At 38.8% G+C, this 16580-nt stretch carries 16 protein-coding genes and 1 tRNA gene; 2 read left to right on the top strand and 15 right to left on the bottom strand.

What is annotated here, in order from left to right:
• Positions 1-28: 28 nt before the first annotated feature.
• Entirely contained in the window at positions 29-556 is a 528-nt protein-coding gene (locus IJI01_RS11725) for a GNAT family N-acetyltransferase (protein WP_292190493.1), read from the bottom strand.
• Positions 557-1179: 623 nt separating this feature from the next.
• Entirely contained in the window at positions 1180-2628 is a 1449-nt protein-coding gene (locus IJI01_RS11720) for a methyl-accepting chemotaxis protein (protein WP_292190490.1), read from the bottom strand.
• A 441-nt stretch (positions 2629-3069) separates the two neighbouring features.
• Here IJI01_RS11720 and IJI01_RS11715 point away from each other — a divergent pair, with 441 nt between their 5' ends.
• Positions 3070-3705, top strand: a complete 636-nt coding sequence (locus tag IJI01_RS11715; RefSeq protein WP_292190488.1) for a helix-turn-helix domain-containing protein — start codon at positions 3070-3072, stop codon at positions 3703-3705.
• Positions 3706-3711: 6 nt separating this feature from the next.
• Positions 3712-3939 carry a hypothetical protein gene (locus tag IJI01_RS11710; RefSeq protein WP_292190485.1) on the top strand — a complete coding sequence of 76 codons (228 nt, stop codon included), beginning with the start codon at positions 3712-3714 and terminating at the stop codon, positions 3937-3939.
• A gap of 40 nt (positions 3940-3979) precedes the next feature.
• Here the strand turns inward: IJI01_RS11710 and IJI01_RS11705 are convergent, their stop codons facing one another.
• The 13 genes from IJI01_RS11705 to jag form a co-directional block, all read right to left on the bottom strand.
• The gene (locus IJI01_RS11705) at positions 3980-4738 is read right to left on the bottom strand and encodes a helix-turn-helix domain-containing protein (protein WP_292190482.1); all 759 of its coding nucleotides are present in this window, start codon (positions 4736-4738) and stop codon (positions 3980-3982) included.
• Between the two features lie 326 nt (positions 4739-5064).
• Positions 5065-5138, bottom strand: a tRNA-Arg gene (locus IJI01_RS11700).
• A gap of 64 nt (positions 5139-5202) precedes the next feature.
• Positions 5203-5913: a histidine phosphatase family protein gene (locus tag IJI01_RS11695; protein WP_292190479.1), complete on the bottom strand. Its 711-nt coding sequence runs from the start codon at positions 5911-5913 to the stop codon at positions 5203-5205.
• A gap of 71 nt (positions 5914-5984) precedes the next feature.
• Positions 5985-6695, bottom strand: coding sequence for a purine-nucleoside phosphorylase (deoD, locus tag IJI01_RS11690; RefSeq protein WP_292190476.1), 711 nt, complete (start codon positions 6693-6695; stop codon positions 5985-5987).
• 24 nt (positions 6696-6719) lie between these two features.
• A complete protein-coding gene (locus tag IJI01_RS11685) occupies positions 6720-7613 on the bottom strand; it encodes a DUF3881 family protein (RefSeq protein WP_292190473.1) in 894 nt (297 codons plus the stop codon).
• Between the two features lie 20 nt (positions 7614-7633).
• Entirely contained in the window at positions 7634-8926 is a 1293-nt protein-coding gene (gene serS / locus IJI01_RS11680) for a serine--tRNA ligase (protein ID WP_292190470.1), read from the bottom strand.
• A 93-nt stretch (positions 8927-9019) separates the two neighbouring features.
• Positions 9020-9541 (bottom strand): DUF4446 family protein, encoded by a 522-nt coding sequence (locus tag IJI01_RS11675; RefSeq protein WP_292190467.1) that lies wholly within the window; start codon positions 9539-9541, stop codon positions 9020-9022.
• Between the two features lie 22 nt (positions 9542-9563).
• Positions 9564-10463: a ParB/RepB/Spo0J family partition protein gene (locus IJI01_RS11670; protein WP_292190465.1), complete on the bottom strand. Its 900-nt coding sequence runs from the start codon at positions 10461-10463 to the stop codon at positions 9564-9566.
• Between the two features lie 33 nt (positions 10464-10496).
• Positions 10497-11261 carry a ParA family protein gene (locus IJI01_RS11665; RefSeq protein ID WP_292190463.1) on the bottom strand — a complete coding sequence of 255 codons (765 nt, stop codon included), beginning with the start codon at positions 11259-11261 and terminating at the stop codon, positions 10497-10499.
• A gap of 280 nt (positions 11262-11541) precedes the next feature.
• Positions 11542-12279, bottom strand: a complete 738-nt coding sequence (gene rsmG, locus IJI01_RS11660; RefSeq protein WP_292190537.1) for a 16S rRNA (guanine(527)-N(7))-methyltransferase RsmG — start codon at positions 12277-12279, stop codon at positions 11542-11544.
• Entirely contained in the window at positions 12269-14197 is a 1929-nt protein-coding gene (gene mnmG, locus IJI01_RS11655; RefSeq protein ID WP_292190461.1) for a tRNA uridine-5-carboxymethylaminomethyl(34) synthesis enzyme MnmG, read from the bottom strand. Before mnmG ends, rsmG begins: the two co-directional genes overlap by 11 nt.
• Before the next feature lie 3 nt (positions 14198-14200).
• Entirely contained in the window at positions 14201-15637 is a 1437-nt protein-coding gene (gene mnmE / locus IJI01_RS11650) for a tRNA uridine-5-carboxymethylaminomethyl(34) synthesis GTPase MnmE (RefSeq protein ID WP_292190457.1), read from the bottom strand.
• A gap of 189 nt (positions 15638-15826) precedes the next feature.
• Positions 15827-16576 (bottom strand): RNA-binding cell elongation regulator Jag/EloR, encoded by a 750-nt coding sequence (jag, locus tag IJI01_RS11645; RefSeq protein ID WP_292190455.1) that lies wholly within the window; start codon positions 16574-16576, stop codon positions 15827-15829.
• Positions 16577-16580 lie beyond the last annotated feature (4 nt).

Genomic DNA, 16580 nt, shown 5'->3' with positions numbered 1-16580 from the left:
TTAATTCTTCTTTACCATTAGGTATCCATCATAATGTGATCCAGTATCTCTCAAGGTCCATATCTTCATCTGGCTCATGAGAAGTTCCCTCATAAACGCCGCCGTTAGCCAGAATAGTTCTCCTTGAACCCTCATTGTCGACATTGCAGCTTATCATAACTTTATCAAGACCAAGTTCCCTGCAGTATGGTAGTACAAGACTCAGCATCTTCTTGGCATAGCCTTTTCTACGCTCTGATGGTCTTATGGAATAGCCAATATTTCCGCCGAAGTTCCTCAGATAGTCATTGAGTCTGTGGCGCATATCAAGCATTCCAACTATTCTGTTATCGTCCTTACGTATGCACATGAAAAGCGTGCTTGGAACCTTTCCTTCAGGAACTGTTTCTTCAGAATTGAACTCTTCGCAAACCCTGATCCACTCATAAGGATCTTCAATTCTACGGAGCATTCCTGTTCCATCCATGGAACTTCCCGCATCCAGGAATTCCTGCCTATATTCCTTGATCTGCTCAGCGTACGCTCCATCTGGTCTTACTAACACTAACTCTTCCATACTACAAAACTCCTTCCCCTTTTTGATAAAAAATAGCCCCATCAAACATATTGTCTGATGAGGCTAATATCTAGCTATAAATGAATTATCCCAAATTCAATTCATAATGCGCTTCGTCTCATCGTAACATATCAAAACAAACCCATGAAAATTATTCATGAGATTATTATCGACATTATTTAAATCGACGAGATTTCTGTTCATCATGATAATTGCTGCTTCCTTTCAAATATTAAGTGAAAGTATAATCGTCATATTCTAAGTTGTCAATCATTTTATCAAATTGTTGTTCAATCTTGTTGTTCAATGGGCCAGAGGGACGGGGTCAATGTCATTTAGATAAGAAAAAGATGTGACAGAGCAACAAGCATGATATTTATAGCGTTTACGTGAGATGCTGCTCTTTATTAACGGGGGTGTATCACGTAGAATGCCAGAAAATCATTGCGAAAATACGTGATAACAGTCTAAAGATAAAGCTGTGTCACGTAGATATCCACGCTACTGTGTAATCTGAAGAACGTAGCGTGCCTATTTCGCATTTACTGCATTTTCTTATCTAAATGACATTGGAACCGTCCCCGTGACTTCCCGTCCCCGTGACTGCCCTGACCGGTATTACATTATTTCAGCCTCTGCGCCTGATCATATATCCCCTTCAGCAGAATATCAAACTCATCAAATTTCTCCACCGCTGTCCTTGCTCCCTCTTCGTTCATACTGGACAAAGATGCCACCTGCTCACTTGTGGCGGCGAGGCTCGCAATATTATTATTGATCTCCGTTGCACTTCTTCCTATAGCTTCTATGGAAGTACCAATATCATTAAATCTTCCTATAAGGTTTCCAACGTTCTCCCCGATCTCTTCAAAAGTATCTGCGGTCTCTCTGATAAGAATGTCCTGAGCCTTGACAGACTCAGCTGCCGCATTGGTAGAGTCTACCGCATTCTGAACATCAGCGGAAAGCTCCTGCATGATGCTGGTGATCTGATTTGAAGCACTGCTGGTCTGCTCCGACAGCTGCCTTATCTCATCGGCAACCACAACGAAACCTTTCCCGGCTGCTCCCGCACGCGCTGCCTCAATTGAAGCATTGAGCGCAAGAAGATTGGTCTGCTTTGATATCGATATGATGGAACCGACAATCTTCTCAACCTTTTCGACCTTCTCAGTGACAGCTTTTGTGGATGCCACCGTCTTATCACTCATCTCAACAACATTTGCGGTCTTGTCCTTGAGCTGGTCGATGACCTTAGTCCCATCAATAACGGCTTTCTGCGTGCTCTCGGACATCTCAACCATCTGATTTCTCTTGGCATCAGCCACTTCCGTTTGCTCATGGATATCTGCTATCTGATGTGACTGCTCTGTCACGGCAGCTGCGGTATTTCCTGTGCTGCCCGCAATTTCCCTCATGCCATCGTGGTTTCTTCCTATGATGCTCTTTAACTCATCGACTTCCCCATGGGCCTCATCAAACAGCCCCGTAATTTCCTTGGCAATCTCCACCATCTGGATACGGGTCTTTTCCTGGGTCTCCTGCCCTTTCTTGATGGCCTCGTCGTCCTCTCTTACCAGGGCCCGCCTCATCTTAAGCGACTCTATTCCGGCAATTCCCGCAAGAATGATTATGAAACCGGCCACAAAATGGTCCCTGGGTATCGAACCTGTAGCAATAAGATTTCTGACCAGGACAATAAGTCCGCCTATGGTCATAGTCATCTGTCCCACCACATAGAGCCTTAAGTCCAGATAAAGAATACACGACAGCATTACCGGTATCGCGAATGCATAAAAAATCATATCATTTTGTATTATCATGATAATGATATAGTAAAGAGTCGGACCTCCCAGAATGACCACTGCGCCAAACCTGGTCTCTCTGAATTTGATAAACCCAACCGTCATCTGCAGCACACCTGCCAGGACAGCGACAATCTCGATAACAAGCCCCAGACTCATTCCGTGTGTTGCAGCATCCAGCACTACCATTAAAAGCGCAGTAAAGGCAATAATAAGGTTGATCTGAAATACTTTTTTGTTTGATCTTGCATACTGGTCAGGTGTCATATAATTATCTCCTTTAGCCATGAAAACAGAATTTAACTGTACAATAACTGACAAAATAATTATATACTATTACGTTGTGAACAATTATTAAATAACGCTAAAATCAATCTTGCATCCGGTTATGAAGTCAGTCATGGGAAAACTATCGCCTGACCGTATGCAAGATTGGTTTTAGCAGTATCGCCCTGATCTTTACTACGGCTCAATTGTTGTATTATTGACAGGAACAACATAGAATTCTGCCTAAGACAGTACAGTAGTGCTGTCCTTGCCATCAAGAACCTTAAGACTTACATGAAATTTTTTCCCATCCCAACTGTAATTGGACCTGGGGGACGGGGTTGGTGGTCCATTTTCAGGTTCCAACTAATCCGTAATTGACGATTTTAATAGGCAATGTTATTATAAATCCGTAATTAACGATTTCATAGAGGTGTTTCGATGACAATTGGACAAAGAATTTTCCATCTGCTTGAAGAAAAGCATATGACTCAGAAAGAGTTTTCAAATAAGACTGGCATTGCAACAACTACTATAAGCGACTGGAGAAAAAAGAATACAAATCCAGGATCTGACAAGGTAATGGTAATATGTGCTGCGCTTGGCGTTACTCCTGAATATCTTTTGTCAGGGGTCACGGAAGATAGTAACAGAGGAAGGGACGTGGATTATATGGTTATTCCTCAGGGAACTGAAGAGCGAGAACTAATAGAACTATTTAATGATTTGGATTGGCTAGAACGCGAACACTTACTGGAATATGCTCGAAAGGCCAAAGAAAAGTCTCTTCTCTCTGACTATGTCGACAGAACTGAGAAGAAATCCATGGTGAAGATTGCTGAGTTTTGCGATGTTGAGGTATTTATGGATTCTGAATTTGAAGGTGCCCCATCAGTAGATATAAATTACCTCGATGATAACATTCAAGGAAGTTTACGCTTAAGTGAAGGCACTATAACAGGAAGCTTTTCAAAGTACGTTCTTCCTGTTATAGAAGCCTGGTATAAAGAGCATAAGTCACAGCTTATTGCTATGTGGAATAACAAAAAAGTTGAAATGATACCAGCGTGGGAGTAACTTGTAATGGCTTGCATCGTTATTAAAAAGCTTTTAGGTTATGAGCTGTGTGTCTTAGAAAAAGAAGGGACTTTGTTTTATTCCGACCCTATCATGCTGATTAGAAAAGAAGGATTTACTGAAATATATAATCTTCAGAAACACGCCCATGAAACTGGGGATGTGATAAGCAAAGAGATAACTCGTAAGATAATATATGAGTTTATTGAAGAAAACATGCATATGTTCACATAAATAAGAACTGTCCAGATTTCTGAACAGTTCCTTTCTTTGTCTACGCATGAAACCGATGGAGTCTTCCCTTAATCACTAATAAAATGAGTGAGATTATACAAGCATAAAGGGCAGTAAGCACCATCACTGCAAGGTTTGGACCGATGGTCGCGGGATCAGCTATGTTGTGCATGAGAAGTACAAAACCTATCAGAGCTACACATAAGGCTGCTAAAAGAGTAGTTCTAATACCGAACGTTATGGCATACTCTGATTTTTCTGATAACAGCATAAGCTCTTCATCGGAATATCTTTTAGAGAAAAAAAGCAGTTTGAAGCTTCTGAAAAACTCTGCAAAATGCCCTGAAGCGCCAAGGATAATAAGCTGAATTCCAAGCAGTGAGATTAAGGATGGAGGATCGATGAAGTAAATTACCATCCCTACTCCGCCGGATACAAGAGTAATCAGATAAATAAAAAGACACAGCAAAATAATACCTACAACAGTTCCAACAACGGCTTTTCTGCTTTGTCTTTTAACATCTTCATTTGTTTTTATAAGCTCTACCATATTTTCTTCCGCCTTTCCGCAATAATCATCGCTGGATAGGCGCTGTCCTGACAAAAGATCATTAATACTGATATCAAGAACTTTGCATAGATCTGGCATTATAGATGTATCAGGCATACCACGACCTGTTTCCCATCTGGAGATTGCCTTATCACTTACTCCAATCTCTTCTGCTAGTTGTCTCTGAGTAAGACCTTTTTCTTTTCTGATATCTGCTATGAACTGTCCTGTCTTCTTTTGATTGATCATTTTCTGCTCCTATCAGCTCACTAATAGTTACAGTTAAAGCGTAAGAAATATTTAAGTATATTGTAACCTCATAAGCGTAGAAATAAGTATATTTTAGCATAGTACTGATATCTACGATTCGTAGATATCTCTATTCACAGTGACATAATCCAGAACATTCAAGATTTCTTTATTATAACTTTATGCCGTTATAATATTATCGTATTAGGTCTCGAATGGCTGCTTATGAAAAAGAACAAGCAGATTGAGAAAATTGTCACCCAGTGTCACCCACCTTTTGGGTGAAAATAAAAAATAGGAAGCACTACAAATGTGCTTCCTTACAGTGTTCCCGATGCGATTCGAACGCACGACCTTTCGCTTAGGAGGCGAACGCTCTCTCCTGCTGAGCTACGGAAACATGACAAATAGTATATTAGCACAAGAGCTTACTCTAATCAAGTAAGCTCCGTTCTTGCTGATTATTACTTATCAAAATTCATCTTCTCTTTTGCTATGTTCTCAAGATGGCGCATATCATTGAAAATCTCAAATCTTGGAATGACCATATCTCCTTCGCATCCATCAAAAGCAAGCACAGATACTGAGCAAACACCATAAGGAAGCATGGTAAGTGCAACTGGAAATGGAATGTTTAATACGTGCGAGAACATTACTGCACCTGATCCACCGTGAGCAAAAAGAGCTATGGTATCCTGATTCTCTTCTTCGCATAGATAATATCCGTTGTGGCGCTTAAGTCCGTATCCAGACAGAATCTCGTCTATACCTACTGAAATCTTATCAAAAGAGTTCATGCATCTATTGTTCTTGAAATATGGATGCTGCTCCCAATTGTTACCACCGATGTATTCCTGATTCTCAGTAAGAAGCTTATATCCAAGAGTCCATGGATGGCCATCAAATGGGATAATGTCAGAATCATCATTTGAGATTTCTCTCTTATCTCCCCAGTCGATTTCATGCATGAAATCAAGAGTTGTAACATCTAGGTCATGATCTTCTGCTGTAAAAGAGGCAGTCTTAACTGCTCTTCCCATTGGGGATGAGTAGATTTTCTTTATATTTTCTTTTTCAAGTCTCTTAGCTGTCGCTTTAGCCTGAACTATTCCGTTGTCTGTGAGACAATCGTCGGCGTAGTTTGGCTCTCCGTGCCTTACAAAAATGAGTCTCATATAATAAATAACTCACCAGGAAAAAGAAAATTCTTTTTCCTGATGAGATCCTTTCTTAGTTTTCTCTAAGATTAAAGCTGAATTGCTGTCTTGAGCGCAATCTCCATCATGTCTGTGAAGCTTGTCTGACGCTCTGCTGCAGAGAGTTCCTCTGACTTGTAGAGGTGATCAGATACTGTGAGGATTGTAAGCGCGTTCTTCTTGGCCTCAGCAGCGTTCATGTAAAGAGCTACTGTCTCCATCTCAACTGCAAGTGTTCCGAGGTTTCTATAACGATCAGCCTCGTCGCAGTTCTTCTTGTAGAAAGCATCAGAAGCAAGAACGTTACCAACGTGGTATCTTACGCCCTTATCCTTAGCGATGTTAACAGCCTTCTCAAGAATATCGTAAGTTGCTGTTGGGCAGAAGGTTCCTGGAAGTCCAAACTGGAATCCATAGTTAGAATCTGTGTGTGCGCCCATAGCAAAGATGATGTCCATTACATTAACATCGTCCTGCATACCGCCTGCTGAGCCAACTCTGATGATGTTGTCTACATCATAGAAATTGAAAAGCTCGTATGTATAAATACCGATTGAAGGAATTCCCATTCCGTGTCCCATAACAGACACTTCTTTTCCCTCATATTTACCTGTGAATCCGAGCATTCCTCTTACTTCGTTAACGCACTTAACATCTGTAAGGAAATTCTCTGCGATGAATTTTGCTCTTAATGGATCTCCTGGCATCAGGACGGTCTTTGCGAAATCGCCTTTTTCTGCACTATTGTGTGGTGTTGCCATAATATCCCTCCTTATTTGACTATCTTATTTTCTCTTCGCATCTGGATAGTTTATAAATCCCTGCATCCAGATATTACCCTTAAATCTCCTGCCGACAGCTGGTTCACCAAGAAGATCAATTTCATTTATACCCAGATCAAACTCCAGGTCATTGCAATTGATTCTCATGATAAAGACATTCTCGCCAGTAAATCTATTAGTAACTTTTCTGGTCGCAGTTATTTCTCCAAGAATTGAATAATGGTCACACTCTACGCCAAAAGGCATAAAGTATGAATCTACAAGACTATACACATCCTGCTTCCTGATTTTTTTGGAAATTGATGTATATAAGTCCATATCATCCAGTGTCAGAGACTCGATTGCTGTGTCGTCTCCTTTTCTGGCGTTATTTATGAGTTTATTACGATAATTGTTTTTCTTACGAGCTACCTCTTTTTCCTCTTCCGTCTTGGCAATGGGCATCAGAATCTGTCCCTTTGTAGAAAGAGCTGAAAGACTGAGTGTTGTTCCTCTGATTGGGAACTTGTTCTCATTCTCATACTTCATATATGGAATCATATTGAGAAGATAGAAAATGAGTGTTACACCAACCCTCGGTTCGTTACAAACTCCCTCGTAGGAAATTGTAGCTGCGTGTCTCTCAACATTGAGGTCTTCCTCAGTACTAACCTGGGATGGAATCAGATAAGGATAATAATATTCGTAGATGAATTTATCTTCCTCATCAAATTCCCCGCAAACAGCTAGTCCTATATCATCAGCAAAATCTCTGGCAAATTCTGCTACCATTCCATCATCTTTGGTTGAAACGTAGCTTCGTCTCGTAGCATCCTGAATACAGGCAGTGATAAGTGCCGTCAGTTCTTTTCTGTCTTTAATTTTTGAAAAACCTACGCAACGTAAGAATTTATGCACTAGGATTTTACCTCACTAAATCAAGCCTTCTTCTTTGGAACAAGAACTTCTTTTCCACCCATGTAAGGACGGAGAACTTCTGGAATACGAACGCTTCCATCAGCCTGAAGGTTGTTCTCAAGGAATGCTATAAGCATTCTTGGTGGAGCAACAACTGTGTTGTTAAGTGTGTGAGCAAGGTAGTTGCCATCCTTACCCTTAATTCTGATCTTAAGACGTCTAGCCTGAGCATCTCCAAGGTTAGAGCAGCTACCAACTTCGAAGTACTTCTTCTGTCTTGGTGACCAAGCTTCAACGTCGCATGACTTACACTTAAGATCTGCAAGATCTCCTGAGCAGCACTCAAGAGTACGTACAGGAATATCCATTGATCTGAAAAGATCTACTGTGTTCTTCCAGAGCTTGTCATACCATGTCTTAGAATCTTCAGGCTTACAGATAACAACCATCTCCTGCTTCTCGAACTGGTGAATTCTGTAAACACCTCTCTCCTCAATACCATGAGCACCTTTCTCTTTTCTGAAGCAAGGTGAATAGCTTGTAAGAGCCTTAGGCATCTCTTCTTCTGGAACGATCTGATCAATGAACTTACCGATCATTGAATGCTCACTTGTACCGATGAGGTAAAGATCCTCTCCCTCAATCTTGTACATCATAGCTTCCATTTCTGGGAAGCTCATAACACCTGCAACTACGTTGCCGTGGATCATGAAAGGAGGTACGCAGTATGTGAAGCCTCTGTCGATCATGAAATCTCTAGCGTAAGAAATAACTGCAGAATGAAGTCTTGCGATATCACCCATGAGGTAGTAGAAACCGTTACCTGCAACTCTTCTAGCTGCATCAAGGTCGATACCATCAAAGCTCTCCATAATATCTGTGTGATAAGGAATCTCGAAATCAGGAACAACTGGCTCACCGAACTTCTCGATCTCTACGTTCTGTGAATCATCCTTACCGATAGGTACTGACTCGTCGATGATCTGAGGAATGATCATCATCTTGTTTGTAACTTCTTCATCAAGCGTCTTCTGATTCTCCTCAAGCTCCTCAAGTCTCTTAGCTTCCTTAGCTACTTCATCCTTGAGTGCCATAGCCTCATCTTTTTTGCCCTGTGCCATAAGGCCACCGATTTCTTTTGAAATCTTATTCTTATGAGCTCTAATTTCATCAGCTTCCTGCTGGTTTAATCTTCTCTGCTCATCCAACTTGATAACTTCATCTACAAGAGGAAGCTTCTCATCCTGGTATTTCTTTTTGATGTTCTCTCTTACAACATCTGGATTCTCACGTAAAAATTTAATGTCGATCATCTTGATCTCCTCCAAGTAATTATTTATTTCCAGATATCAAACTACTTTGATATCCTAAATTAGCATTTTAATTAAATATCATATGTTATCTTATTATCTGTTTGTACTTTCTAATGCCTTGTCCAATGCTCTTCTCTCATCTTTACTGAGTTCGACATCTGCAACTCCAGCATTAATCTCTTTAGAATAAGAATAATTCATTCCGTCTGAGTTGTGAACTGAATTTAAAAGGAATCCGTTATCCTTCTCGTCAAGCATACATAATGCAAAACTTAGTTTACCACCACCCTGACTAAATGCATCATATTTTTCAAGACCAACCTTCTGGAAAGAATTGTTAAGTCTTCTATTTATGTCGATGATATCTTTTCTATTCTTCTCGTTCTCGCTTCGGATCATTCTGTTGTCATGAAACAGACCTATAATTTCATCCTCAAGAGACTCTGCCTCTTTGCCCTGCATAAATTTGGAATACTTACGCTCGAGTTTCTTAAGCTTGCTCCCCTGAACAATTATAAATACGAATGCAAGAATTAAAAGAAAAAGCATTACAAAAAATAAGATTGCAGGATCAAGTCCTGACATGCCCATTGCACTAAAAATGTTGCTATTCATATTTGCTCCCCAACGATATTATTTAGTTTTCTTTACAGATTCTGTCGATAATCTTCTCAAGATCATCATTGTTGTAGAACTCGATCTGAATAAGACCTACGCCATCACCCTTAGATGTGATATCAACCTTTGTTCCAAGAGCCTGTTTGCACTTTTCAGAAAGACTTCCATAAACTGCATCGATGCTCTCCTGGTTTTTTGCTTTAGTCTTCTTAGGTGTTGTCTTACCAAGATTCTTGACAAGCTTCTCGGTCTCTCGAACACTAAGCTTCTCATCAAATACTTTCTGGGCAAGTTCATACTGCTCAGTAGCATCCTCTACAGGAATAAGTGCTCTTGCATGACCTGTTGATAACTGACCATCAATAACCATCTGTCTTACTTTCTCACAGAGCTTCAAAAGACGAAGTGAGTTAGTAATTGTTACTCGGCTCTTAGATACCTTATCAGCTACAACATCCTGAGTATATCCAAACTCATCAATGAGTTTCTTATAAGCAAGTGCTTCTTCAATAGGGTTAATGTCTTCTCTCTGAATATTATCGATAAGAGCTACCTCAGCGATTTCCTGTTCAGAAAGATCCTTAATGATTACTGGTACTTCCTTGAGTCCAGCCTTCTTGGCTGCTCTCCATCTTCTCTCACCACCAACGATTTCAAAGTGGTCACCTCTGTCTTTTACAATAAGAGGATTGATGATTCCAAACTGCTTGATGGAATCTGCAAGCTCTATAAGCTTATCTTCATCAAAAGTTTTTCTTGGCTGATTTCTGTTAGGCTCAACCTTTGTGATATTTACCTTTTCTACCTGACCTTCGATATGCTTTTCTTCTATCTTACTCTCTTTAGAAGAACTAACCTTCGCAGGTATTATTGAATCAAGGCCTTTACCAAGACCTCTTTTTGCATTCTTTGTTGCCATTATCTCCTCCAACTATTATCCCAACATATATATTTAGAATTCTCTATCTATTACTTCATCTGCCAGGAGTCTGTATGCCTCTGCTCCGGCTGACTTGGGTTCATAAATATTTATTGGCAGACCATAACTTGGTGCCTCTGCCAATCTGATATTTCTAGGAATAATTGTCTTATAGACATTTTCCTGAATGTGTTCCTTAACGTTCTCAACAACCTGAAGTGAAAGATTTGTTCTGGAATCAAACATGGTAAATACCACGCCTTCCATTTCTAATTCTGGATTGAGTCTATCTTTAACGAGGTTGACAGTATGTACCAACTGACTAAGTCCTTCCAATGCATAATACTCACACTGAATAGGAACAAGTACTGTGTTGGCAGTTGTCATTGCATTAACTGTCAGCATACTAAGTGATGGAGGACAATCAATAATAATAAAATCATAATCATCTTTTACACTCTTGATTGCTTCCCTTAAGATGTATTCCTTCTGCTCTGCATCGATAAGTTCTATTTCAACAGCAGCAAGATTTACATTTGATGGAATGATATCCAGCTTATCGAATACTTCATCCTGAATTGCTTCCTTGACATCACATTCTCCGATCATCAATTCATAGATAGTATTATCAAGCTCATTCTTATCAAGACCAAGTCCACTAGTTGTATTACCCTGTGGATCTGTATCGATAACTAATACTCTCTTTCCTTTTTCTGCCAGAGCTGCAGACAAATTAATAGAAGTCGTTGTTTTACCGACTCCTCCTTTTTGGTTTGCTATCGCTATTACTCTACCCATTTCTCCTCCACATCATTAAACACTAATATGATTTTAGCACAAAACTAAAACTAAACACCAAGTTTTTGAGTTTCTTTTTAATTTTTCTTCTAGAAAACTATATGTTGTGCTGACTATTATCTGTCTTTCTTGGACAATTTTGTGGCAAAATTAATGTTTCACATGAAACAATACTATATTTAGTATTCCAATGTTTCATGTGAAACAATTTTTAGTAAGGTGAATTTAATGTTTCACATGAAACATTCACACCGATAAAAAGTTATCACCACAAGATATATTATAGAGGTTCTTTTGATGGAACTCCGGCTTTACGAGGATACTTTTTTGAGGTAGGTTCTACCTTATTAACAATACATATTGTTCTACTGATATCTGTATCAGGTAACATAAATTCATTAGTACTAATTAGCTTACCACCAAGAAGATGAATGGCTCCCTTAGCTTTCTGTAATTCATCGGAAGCTTTTTCGCTCTTGTAAGCAATAAAGTGACCACCGACTTTAACATATGGTAAACAGTATTCACTAAGCGTAGACATATTAGCTACTGCTCTGGATACAGCAATATCAAAAGTTTCTCTAAGAGAATCTTTTTTAGCGGAAGCATAATCCTCTGCTCTTCCATGAAGAGTAACTATAGAACCTTCTTCATTAAGACCAAGTTCATCTATTACTTCATTAAGGAACTTAAGTCGTTTGTTCAGAGAATCAAAAAGTGTTACATGAAGATTAGGAAAAACTATCTTAAGAGGAATACCTGGAAATCCAGCTCCAGTTCCAATATCAATAAGTGAATAATCCTTTGCAGCAAAATCAAAATATGGACTAGCTGAAATACTATCAACAAAATGAAGCTTACAAACATCTTCAAATTCTGTTATAGCAGTAAGGTTCATTACTTCATTCCACTTAACTAGTAATTCGAAATAAGTATTAAATTGTTCGAGCTGTTTATCACTAAGTTCTACATTAAAAGATTTCAGATCTTCTAACATATTTGCATACTTACTTCTCATCATTTTTTCCTCTATACATAGAATCAAGGTAAATTAATAGTACTGATACATCAGCTGGATTTACTCCACCAATACGTGAAGCCTGTCCAATATTTGTTGGTCTGAATTTCTCGAGCTTTTGTCTTGCTTCCAATCTAAGACTTGATACATCATTGTAATCAATATCAGCAGGAATAAGTTTCTTCTCAAGTTTCTTAAACTGTTCAACCTGTCTTTCCTGTCTATTGATATATCCTTCATATCTAATAGTTATCTCAACCTGTTCGATAATATCTTTTGAAAGAGTTGGTCTCTCTGGATCAATAGGAGCTAATGTTTCATATGAAAACTCTGGTCTACAAATCAGTTCCGCAAGAGATGTTGCTGTCTTAAGAGTTGAACTTCCATTCTCTTCCATGAATTTCTGAATAGCTGCATTCGCACCAACAGTTGTAGTCTTAAGTCTTTCTACCTCATGATTGATCTCATCTATCTTAGTAACTAACTTGTTGTATTTTTCCTCACTGATAAGTCCAGCTTCATAACCTTTTTTACGAAGTCTGATATCAGCGTTGTCCTGTCTGAGTAGTAATCTGTACTCTGCTCTTGAAGTCATCATTCTATATGGTTCAAGATTTTCTTTTGTAACAAGGTCATCAACAAGTACACCAATATATCCTTCAGATCTATCTATAGAAAGATATGGCTTACCCTGAATCTGCATCGCTGCATTAATTCCAGCATAAAGTCCCTGAGCAGCAGCTTCTTCATATCCACTACTACCATTGAACTGACCAGCACTAAAGAGACCATGTATATTTTTGATCTCAAGAGTTGGCTGAAGCTGACCAGGACAAAGGCAATCATACTCAATAGCATAAGCACTCTTAACAATCTTACAATTCTCAAGTCCAGGAACTGTTCTGTACATTGCAATCTGAACATCTTCTGGAAGTGAAGATGACATACCATCAATATACATCTCGTTTGTGTAAGTTCCTTCTGGCTCAACAAATACCTGATGTCTCTCATGATCTGGGAACTTAACAACCTTATCCTCAATAGATGGACAGTACCTAGGGCCAATACCTTCGATAATGCCAGCATATATCGGTGATCTATCTATGTTTTTTCGTATTATTTCGTGTGTTTTTTCATTGGTGTATGTCAACCAGCATGAAACCTGAGGTCTCTGCACATCAGCAGGATCTGTATCAAAAGAAAATGGAATAACTGGAGAATCTCCAAATTGCTCAGACATCTTGGAGTAATCAATTGTGTTACCATCCATTCTGGCCGGAGTTCCAGTTTTAAATCTGCGAAGTTCAATACCTGCATCGATAAGTGACTGAGATAACAGGTTAGAAGGTAGTAGACCATTTGGTCCGCTATAAGTAATAGCTTCTCCAGTAAGACATCTACTCTTTAAGTATGTACCGGTACAAAGAATAACAGCCTTAACATCATATGTGATTCCAGAGAAAATCTTTACACCAACAATCTTCTTGGTGTACTCTTCTTCCTCTGATTCAACCTTATAATCTTCAACTAAAATTTCAGATACTTCTGCCTGCTTAATAGAAAGATGCTCCTGAGATTCGAGAACTCTTTTCATCTCCTTGGAATATTCCATCTTATCAGCCTGGCATCTAAGAGAATGAACAGCTGGTCCCTTAGATGTATTGAGCATCTTGGACTGAAGGAATGTTTTATCTATTGCTTTTCCCATCTGTCCACCAAGAGCATCAATCTCACGAACAAGATGTCCCTTGGAAGATCCACCAATATGTGGATTACATGGCATGAATGCAATATTGTCAGCACTCATTGTAAATATAATTGTCTCAAGTCCAAGTCTGGCACAAGCAAGAGCAGCTTCACAACCAGCGTGACCAGCACCTATTACAGCAACATCATATTTTTCTCTAACATCTATCATAAATCACTTACCCATACAGAACTTGGAGAAGATTTCTTCAACAAGATCATCTCCAACTTCCTCACCTATAATTTCACCTAAACTTGCATAGGCATCATTTAAATCTACAGTATAAAAATCTTCAGACAAATCTTTACTGATACTATCTCTTACAAGCTTCAAACTATCGTAAGCATTTTGTAAAAGAGCTTTGTGTCTGAGATTAGTTATGTAAAGTTCCTGCTTTGGAACAATCTCTCCATTTAAGAACAGATCAGATACAGCTTTTTTCAGATCATCAATACCATTTCCTTTAAGCATTGAAGTCTTGATAATAGGTAAATTATCATTTGAAGCATCTGAAAAACGCATACGAACGATATCTTCTGTTATTTTAATTTCATCACTCAGATCGTCCTTATTTAAAAGAACTATCGTCTTCTTATTCATGCAAAGATCAATAATATCACCGTCTTCATCATCAATCTCAGATGTAGAATCCAGGATATAAAGAACAAGTTCAGCTTCCTGAACCATTGATTTTGCTTTATCCACACCAATCTTTTCTATGATGTCATCGGTGTTTCTGATACCTGCAGTATCTATAAGATGGAGAACTATATCTCCAAGTCTTACTGTCTCTTCTATAATATCTCTTGTTGTACCAGCAATATCAGTGACTATTGCACGATCATCACCCGTCAAAGTGTTGAGAAGAGAAGACTTTCCGGCATTAGGTTTACCAACAATTACTGTCTTAATACCATCTTTTCTAATCTTACCCTCATCAGCAGTAGAAATCATGTGTCCAATTTCATCTATAACCCCTGCTATAATTCCATCAAGCTTATCGGAAAAACCTGTAAGGTCATAGTTCTCAGGATCATCCAATGCAGATTCTATAAAAGCCATCTGATAAATAATTATCTCTCGAAGAGCTTTGATCTTACTATAAATCTTACCCTGAAGCTGGTTTCTTGATGCCTCAAGTGCAAAGTTATTCTGAGCACTGATTACATCCATGATAGCTTCGGCTTTAGTCAGATCAATTCTACCATTAAGAAAAGCTCTCTTGGTAAACTCACCAGGTTCAGCAAGTCGGCAACCAGACTTAAGAAGTAGCTCAAGTATCTGATTCATAACCAGCATTCCACCATGAGAGTTAATTTCTATAACATCTTCCCTAGTGTAACTATGAGGCGCTTTCATGAAAGAAATCATAACTTCATCAACAATCTGATTTTCTTCCTGAAGAGATTCATCAACAATATATCCATAAGTAATGGTATTTGGTTTATGTTCTAAAAGATTATGTTTCTTACCAGCAGAAACATAAACCTTATCACAAATCTCCACAGCTCTAGGACCACTAACTCTGATGATACCAATACCAGCATCACTCATCGCAGTAGCTATCGCACAAATTGTATCTGAATTTAACCTATTCAATAAATTCGCCATACCATGCTTTACCTGTTAACAAAAAAGTTTTCCACTAACTATAATATATCACACAAAAAAACAAGAATCTGCTGACTGTCTTGAACAACGCTGAAAGGAAGCAGATTCTTGTTTTAAAATCTTAATGAATTACGACGCAGACGAAAACAAGCATTTTAAATGCTCACCTTTGTAAGATCATAAATTACATTATTTCTTGAGTGTTACTACTACGCGTCTGAATGGTTCGTCACCTTCACTGTGAGTTGTAACATATCTGTCATTCTGAAGTGCTGAGTGAATAATTCTTCTCTCATAAGGATTCATAGGCTCAAGAGCAACTGACTGTCTTGTCTTTCTAACCTTATAAGAAATATTCTTAGCAAGATTCTCAAGAGTAGCTTTTCTTCTCTCTCTGTAGTTCTCAGTGTCTACCTTAACATGAATGTAATCAGAAGACTCTTTGTTAACTACAAGTGAGATAAGATACTGAAGAGAATCAAGTGTCTGTCCTCTCTTACCGATGAGTACACCCATCTCAGCGCCACTAAGCTCTACATCAAGAATGTTGTCTTCTGCATTGAACTTAGTATTTACGTTAACTTCCATGTTCATTGCACCAAAGACATCTTTAAGAAAATCATTAGCCTTCTTAACAAATACATCGCCATCAACTGGATTAGTGTTCTTAACCTCAGCCTTAGGAGCTTCCTTTTTAGCTTCTGCCTTAGGGCTCTCTGTCTTAACTTCAGCAGCCTTAGGTGCTTCTTCCTTAACCTCAGGCTTATCTTCCTTAATTCTAGCCTTGATCACAGCAGGCTTAGCATTGATTCCAAGAAATCCTGCTGAACCATTAGAAACTACTTCATACTCTAATCTATCACTTGTAACCATAAGCTGTTCGCAAGCTTCAGTAATAGCATCATCTACATTCTTAGCTGTAAATTCCTTAAAGTCCATTACA

It is taken from the genome of Butyrivibrio sp., assembly GCF_017433805.1.
Classification (GTDB): domain Bacteria; phylum Bacillota; class Clostridia; order Lachnospirales; family Lachnospiraceae; genus Butyrivibrio.
This window is presented reverse-complemented; position numbering and strand designations above follow the sequence as displayed.

Coding starts and splice junctions, on each gene's coding strand:
- IJI01_RS11725 (WP_292190493.1), bottom strand. CDS start 556: ATGGAAGAGTTAGTGTTAGTAAGACCAGATGGAGCGTACGCTGAGCAG.
- IJI01_RS11670 (WP_292190465.1), bottom strand. CDS start 10,463: ATGGCAACAAAGAATGCAAAAAGAGGTCTTGGTAAAGGCCTTGATTCA.
- IJI01_RS11675 (WP_292190467.1), bottom strand. CDS start 9,541: ATGAATAGCAACATTTTTAGTGCAATGGGCATGTCAGGACTTGATCCT.
- IJI01_RS11720 (WP_292190490.1), bottom strand. CDS start 2,628: ATGACACCTGACCAGTATGCAAGATCAAACAAAAAAGTATTTCAGATC.
- IJI01_RS11710 (WP_292190485.1), top strand. CDS start 3,712: ATGGCTTGCATCGTTATTAAAAAGCTTTTAGGTTATGAGCTGTGTGTC.
- mnmE (WP_292190457.1), bottom strand. CDS start 15,637: ATGGCGAATTTATTGAATAGGTTAAATTCAGATACAATTTGTGCGATA.
- IJI01_RS11715 (WP_292190488.1), top strand. CDS start 3,070: ATGACAATTGGACAAAGAATTTTCCATCTGCTTGAAGAAAAGCATATG.
- IJI01_RS11695 (WP_292190479.1), bottom strand. CDS start 5,913: ATGAGACTCATTTTTGTAAGGCACGGAGAGCCAAACTACGCCGACGAT.
- IJI01_RS11665 (WP_292190463.1), bottom strand. CDS start 11,261: ATGGGTAGAGTAATAGCGATAGCAAACCAAAAAGGAGGAGTCGGTAAA.
- jag (WP_292190455.1), bottom strand. CDS start 16,576: ATGGACTTTAAGGAATTTACAGCTAAGAATGTAGATGATGCTATTACT.
- rsmG (WP_292190537.1), bottom strand. CDS start 12,279: ATGAGAAGTAAGTATGCAAATATGTTAGAAGATCTGAAATCTTTTAAT.
- deoD (WP_292190476.1), bottom strand. CDS start 6,695: ATGGCAACACCACACAATAGTGCAGAAAAAGGCGATTTCGCAAAGACC.
- IJI01_RS11705 (WP_292190482.1), bottom strand. CDS start 4,738: ATGATCAATCAAAAGAAGACAGGACAGTTCATAGCAGATATCAGAAAA.
- mnmG (WP_292190461.1), bottom strand. CDS start 14,197: ATGATAGATGTTAGAGAAAAATATGATGTTGCTGTAATAGGTGCTGGT.
- serS (WP_292190470.1), bottom strand. CDS start 8,926: ATGATCGACATTAAATTTTTACGTGAGAATCCAGATGTTGTAAGAGAG.